The organism is Cyclobacterium roseum (assembly GCF_010119225.1).
Classification (GTDB): Bacteria; Bacteroidota; Bacteroidia; order Cytophagales; family Cyclobacteriaceae; genus Cyclobacterium; species Cyclobacterium roseum.
On the sequence record NZ_WNKF01000034.1, the window covers coordinates 1 to 5,601 of the forward strand.

Below are 5,601 nucleotides of genomic sequence, written 5' to 3' on the forward strand. Positions count from 1 at the left end.
AAGAACCGGGATCCGCCATTTTGCCAAAGAGACAAGGCCATGGAGTTAATGTCTGTAGGGGTATTAAAATCCATTTCTACCTCCAGCGGATTGTTGAGAAAACCCAGCCAGTTGAGGTTCCATCCATCGGGAATGGCTTTTTTCCTGTCAAATAAGCTTTCCTGTCCATCCCCCTTGTGGCGATCCTCCGGCAGGTAGTTCATCTGGTAGCTGTCCGGTGCGATCGTTGACTGAATAAATTCCGCCTCAGAGACTTCACTTCCGATCCAACCCTCCGCAAAGGCCCGGGCCTTCAGGATTTTGTCCGAATCGATTTCCAATGGCTTTTCGTAAACCAGGTGATTGCTGCTGTCCGGATCGGTACCATCCAGGGTGTAAAATAGCGTGGTGGCTCCAATGGGATGGGTGAGTTCGACGCTGAGCTTATCCCTGAAAAACGCCTTGTCAAAGCGAATCACCGGAGGATTGAGCATCAATACCGTTTCGTTCACACTGCCTCCGGACTCAATTTGGGTGCCCGGAAGTGCCTCGCCCAGTTTCTCCAGGGATGCTTCGGACAGCCCGGTATTCCAGACGAATAATTTTTTCAGGTTTTTCAGTTCGGACAGTTGCGCAACCGCCCCCTCTTCCAGGGGATTACCGGATAGGGATAGGAGTTGCAGCTTTTCCAGGCCCTGCAGGTGCTGCAGGCCTTCCCCATTGATGGAAGCAAAGTTGAGGTAGAGTTTTTCCAGATGGGTGAATCCGGAAAGGAATTCCAGGTCGGTGTCTTCCACAGGCATGTTGTTCAGATTAAGGGAGACGGTCTGAATCTGAACGGCTTCCAGTTCTTTTAATGATTCGGGGTCAAAACTGGCCCTGCCAAAATAGCTTACCGATAGGGCCGGAGACTCCAGCCCCAGTGGCTGCACTTTCCGGTAAAAGTTGTTGAGGCTTTCCACGGTTTCGGTAGCGGCTTCGTCGAATTCATAGCTTGCCGGTTTGGCATTAAACTTATTCACGGCCAGGCTATAGATGCTGCTGGTATCGGATAGCTCCAGTACTTTTCCGTCCACCGGGGCTCCGGAATGAATCCAGGCTTCCAGGATGGATTTTTCTTCGGCGGTAAGCTGAGGCTTGCCTTCCGGTGGCATGTGATCATCGTCCTCCTGGGGGAGGTTGATGCGCTGGGCCATCAGGCTGTTTTCCAGGTCATGGGGTACTACAGCGGGTCCGGATTCCCCTCCCTTGAGCAAGAGTGCTGCCTGATCCATCCGCAACTCCCCTTTTTGTTTGGAGGCTTTGTGGCAGCTGACACATTTGTTTTCAAGGATGGGATACACCACATGAGCAAAAACTTCGGCTTCCTCCAGATTGACGGCGAGCAGCTCGTCGTTTTTTAAGGGACCGGTAATAAAATCTTCCCCATGGGTGATGGAGGCTCCCAGGTGACCGGAAAGCACCACCACCAATGCCAGAAAGGCCGTGGAGGATTTGATGAGCAACTGGTTGGGATGGCTGATGAAGTTATATAGCAGGGAGGAAGCCCAGAACACGGCCAATCCGGTCCACTTATGCCAGGTCAGGGCACTTTGGTCGTAGCCGGTCTCATGGGATAGCAGCAATCCGGCGATGACGGTAAAGCCCGCCGTAAGCGTTCCCAGCAGCAAGAGGTCCCTGCCATAAACGCGGCTGTCTTCTTTGCTCTTCAAGAGGTCAGGAATGCCGATGAGAGCCAGGGCGAGCAGGATCAGGACAATGGGAAAGTGCAGCAGCAAGGGGTGCAGCCTGCCGAATACATGAAGCCAATCGGGAATGAGCACCCTGCTTTCGGCTACTACCAAAAACAGTACAAAGACATTGACGGCAAAAACGATCTGGCCCAGAATGGCCTTCAATTTATTGGATAGCATATAGGAACAGCAAGATAGGAGGTGATGGATCAGGCAATGATGTCATTGACCAGGTTGCCGGCCACATCGGTGAGCCGGAACCTTCTGCCCTGATGTTTGAAGGTCAGTCGTTCATGGTCTATCCCCAGCAGGTGAAGCATGGTGGCGTGGAAGTCATGAACATGTACCGGGTCTTTGACAATATTGTATCCGAACTCGTCTGTTTCCCCATAGGTAATGCCTGGTTTTACGCCTCCGCCGGCCATCCAGATGGAGAAGGCCCGTGGGTGATGATCTCTGCCATAATTCTCAGCGGAAAACCTTCCCTGGCAGTAATTGGTCCGGCCAAACTCCCCACCCCAGATGACCAGGGTTTCGTCGAGCAGCCCGCGCTGTTTCAGGTCGGTGATCAGGGCGGCGGATGCCTGATCGGTATCCAGGGCCTGACCTGCCATTTCATTGGGCAGGTTGCCGTGCTGATCCCATCCCTGATGGTAAAGCTGGACAAAGCGAACGCCATTTTCGGACAGCTTTCTTGCCAGCAGGCAGTTGGCCGCATAAGTGCCGGGCACCAGGCATTCGGGGCCGTAGAGTTTGACGATGCTGTCGGGCTCTTTGGTCACATCGGTCACCTCCGGTACGGCAGTTTGCATGCGGTAGGCCATTTCGTACTGCTGTATTTTGGCACTGATTTCAGGGTCACCGAAGGATTGGTAATTCATCTGGTTCAGTGCGGAGATTTTGTCCAGCATGCGTCTCCGGTCTACCTTGTCCATCCCTTCGGGATCATTCAGGTAAAGTACGGGATCATCTCCGCTGGAGAATTGCACGCCCTGGTGCACGGAATTGAGAAAGCCATTGGTCCAGAGTTTGGAATAAACGCCCTGGCCGTTCCCTTTTCCCCTGGACAGCAGCACGCAAAAACTGGGCAGGTTGTTGTTTTCACTTCCCAGGCCGTAGCTCAGCCAGGCACCCATGCTGGGCCGGTTTCCTACCTGAGCACCGGTTTGAAAAAAGGTCAGCGCGGGATCGTGATTGATGGCTTCGGTATGCATGGATTTGACGATGCAGAGTTCGTCGACAATCTTAGCCGTGTAGGGAAAGAGATCGCTTACCCAGGCACCTGATTGCCCGTATTGGTTAAACCCATGGTAGGAACCTACCAGGGGGAAGGAGGATTGTCCCGCCGTCATGCCGGTGAGGCGCTGCCCCTGGCGGATGGAATCGGGGAGTTCTTCTCCGATTCGTTCATTGAGGGTGGGTTTATAATCAAAGGATTCCAATTGACTGGGAGCCCCATTTTGAAACAAATAGATTACCCGTTTTGCCTTGGGAGCAAAGTGAGGCAGGCTTGCCATCAATTTATCGGTATCCAATTGGGATTTTCCATTAAACAAGTCGGGGATTAAAAGCGAGCCTAACGCTACGCTTCCCAACCCAAGGCTCATTTTGGACAGGAATTTCCTCCTGTTTTCATTCAATCCGCTTTCTAATCGTTCTTTTTCCATATCAGGTTTTGGTAATCGCTTCTTCCACATTGTAAATGGCCACCACTACCTGCATGAGGGCGGCTGTTTCGGGTTTATCCGCGTTCGGACCCAGGGGGGAATCCCCGGCCCGGACCGCATGCAGTATTTTTTCAGGTCGCTTCTGGAATCGCTTGAGTTCCTCTTGGTAATATTCTGTTAAAAGCCGCAGTTCTTCTTCTCCGGGAGGGCGGCAAAGGATCCGGGCAAAAGCTTCCTCTATGGCTGCCGCTGCCGATTTGCCTGCTCCAACCAATTCTCCTGCCATTACTCTGGATGCCTCCAGAACCAGAGGATCGTTCAGCATGGCCAGTGCCTGTAGCGGCGTATTGGTCCTGTTTCGGGTCACTTCGCATACATCCCTGTTACTTCCGTCAAAGATGATGGGTTTGGGCGGAGGGGAGGTTAACTTGATAAAGGTATACAACCCTCTTCGGTAAAGGGAGTTGCCCTCATCCTGCCGGTACTCGGCCAATTCGCCCCTTCCGGAGGTAGAAGCTTCCCAAAGGCCCTCCGGCTGGTAGGGTTTGACGCTGGGCCCGCCTAGTTCCTGTACCATTAGTCCACTGCTAAACAGGACCATGTCCCGGATATGCTCGGCATTCATCCGGATTCGGGGTGCTCGCGCCAGGTAGAAATTACCGGGGTCTTTTTCCATTTTCCGGTCATCTACTTTTGCCGACTGCTGGTAGGTAGCCGAGCTGACAATGGTTTTGATCAGGTGCTTGATATCCCAGCCGCTCTCCCGGAAATCCACTGCCAGCCAATCCAGCAGCTGGGGATGGGTGGGCAGGTCTCCCTGCATGCCGAAGTCTCCGGCGGTTCTCACGATGCCGGCACCAAACAGCTCCTGCCAGATCAGGTTTACAAACACCCTTGCCGTGAGGGGGTTTTCTTCCGCAAAGGTCCATTTAGCCAGACCCAGCCTGTTCGTTTCATACTTATTTTCATCAAAGGGCAGAATCGCTTCGGGAGTCGATACGCTGACTTCGGTAGTCGGCTGGTCGTAGACACCTCTGTCCAGTACGTAGGTATTTCGCAGGCTATCCTTGAAGTCAGCCATTACGGAGACCATGATGTTGCTGGTGTCCTTATGGTTAACAAAATCAAGCACCCCTTCCAGGTCTTCGTGCTCAATCCACATGATTGGGTTTTTGGCGGGTTTGGAGATGCTCACGTCGCCTTCGTATCCTTTTTCAGGCGTATTGTTAAAAAAGGCATACATCTGAAAGTAGTTTTCCTGGGAAATGGGATCGTATTTGTGGTCGTGGCACTGCGCGCATTCCACGGTCATGCCCAGAATGGCTTTGCTGAAGGTATTGGTCTTGTCTACGTTGTATTCTACCCGGTATTCTTCGGGAATGACCCCTCCTTCTTCGGTGTACTTGTGGTTTCGGTTAAAGGCGGTGGCCAGTATTTGTTCCTTGCTGGCATTGGGAAGCAGGTCTCCGGCCAGCTGCCAGGTGATGAATTGATCGTAGGGCAGGTTATTATTAAAGGCATGGATGACCCAGTCACGGTAGGGCCATTGGGTACGGATGTTATCATCCTGGTACCCATAGCTGTCCGAATAACGGGAGATATCCATCCAGAGTACGGCCATCCGCTCGCCAAAGGCGGGGCTTTCCATCAGCCGATCAATGATTTTGTCGGTGGCTTCGGGGGATTCATCGTCCCGGTAGGCCTGCATCAGCTCCAGGCTGGGGGGCAGACCGGTCAGGTCAATGCTCAGGCGCTTGAGCAGGTGCATTTTGTCTGCTTTTTCATTGGGCTGAAGTCCCCGTTGCTCGAGTCTGTTGAGTACAAAGTGATCGATTTGATTTGCTGCCCAGGCGGTGTTGGATACCTCAGGGAGTGCCGCTTTTACCGGCGGAACAAAGGCCCAGTGCGGTTCGTAGGCGGCACCCTGCCGAATCCATTTCCGGATGATTCCCTTCTCTTCTTCGGTGAGTTTCAGGTTGGACTCCGGAGGGGGCATCATTTCGGATTCGTCGCTGGTCTCCAGTCTTTTGATGACTTCCGAGGCATTGGGCTTGCCGGGTACAATGGCATGGGCTTCGGGGTTTTCCTTCAAGGCAGCGTAAGCACTCTCCGCCAGGTCCAGTCGCAGGCCAGCTTCCCGCTTATTTTCATCGGGCCCATGACAGGCATAACAATTGTCCGAAAGAAGCGGACGTACATGGAAATTATAGCTGATCTGGTCT

3 protein-coding genes are annotated in these 5,601 nt (G+C 53.0%); all 3 read right to left on the bottom strand.

Annotated features, from left to right (window positions below):
* The coding region (locus tag GJQ68_RS22870; RefSeq protein ID WP_162419586.1) for a c-type cytochrome domain-containing protein at window positions 1-1,892 on the bottom strand (1,892 nt) is incomplete at its 3' end.
* Between the two features lie 29 nt (window positions 1,893-1,921).
* Window positions 1,922-3,379 (bottom strand): DUF1501 domain-containing protein, encoded by a 1,458-nt coding sequence (locus GJQ68_RS22875; protein ID WP_162419587.1) that lies wholly within the window; start codon window positions 3,377-3,379, stop codon window positions 1,922-1,924.
* A gap of 1 nt (window position 3,380) precedes the next feature.
* On the bottom strand, window positions 3,381-5,601 hold a 2,221-nt coding region (locus tag GJQ68_RS22880), incomplete at its 5' end, for a PSD1 and planctomycete cytochrome C domain-containing protein (RefSeq protein ID WP_235941861.1).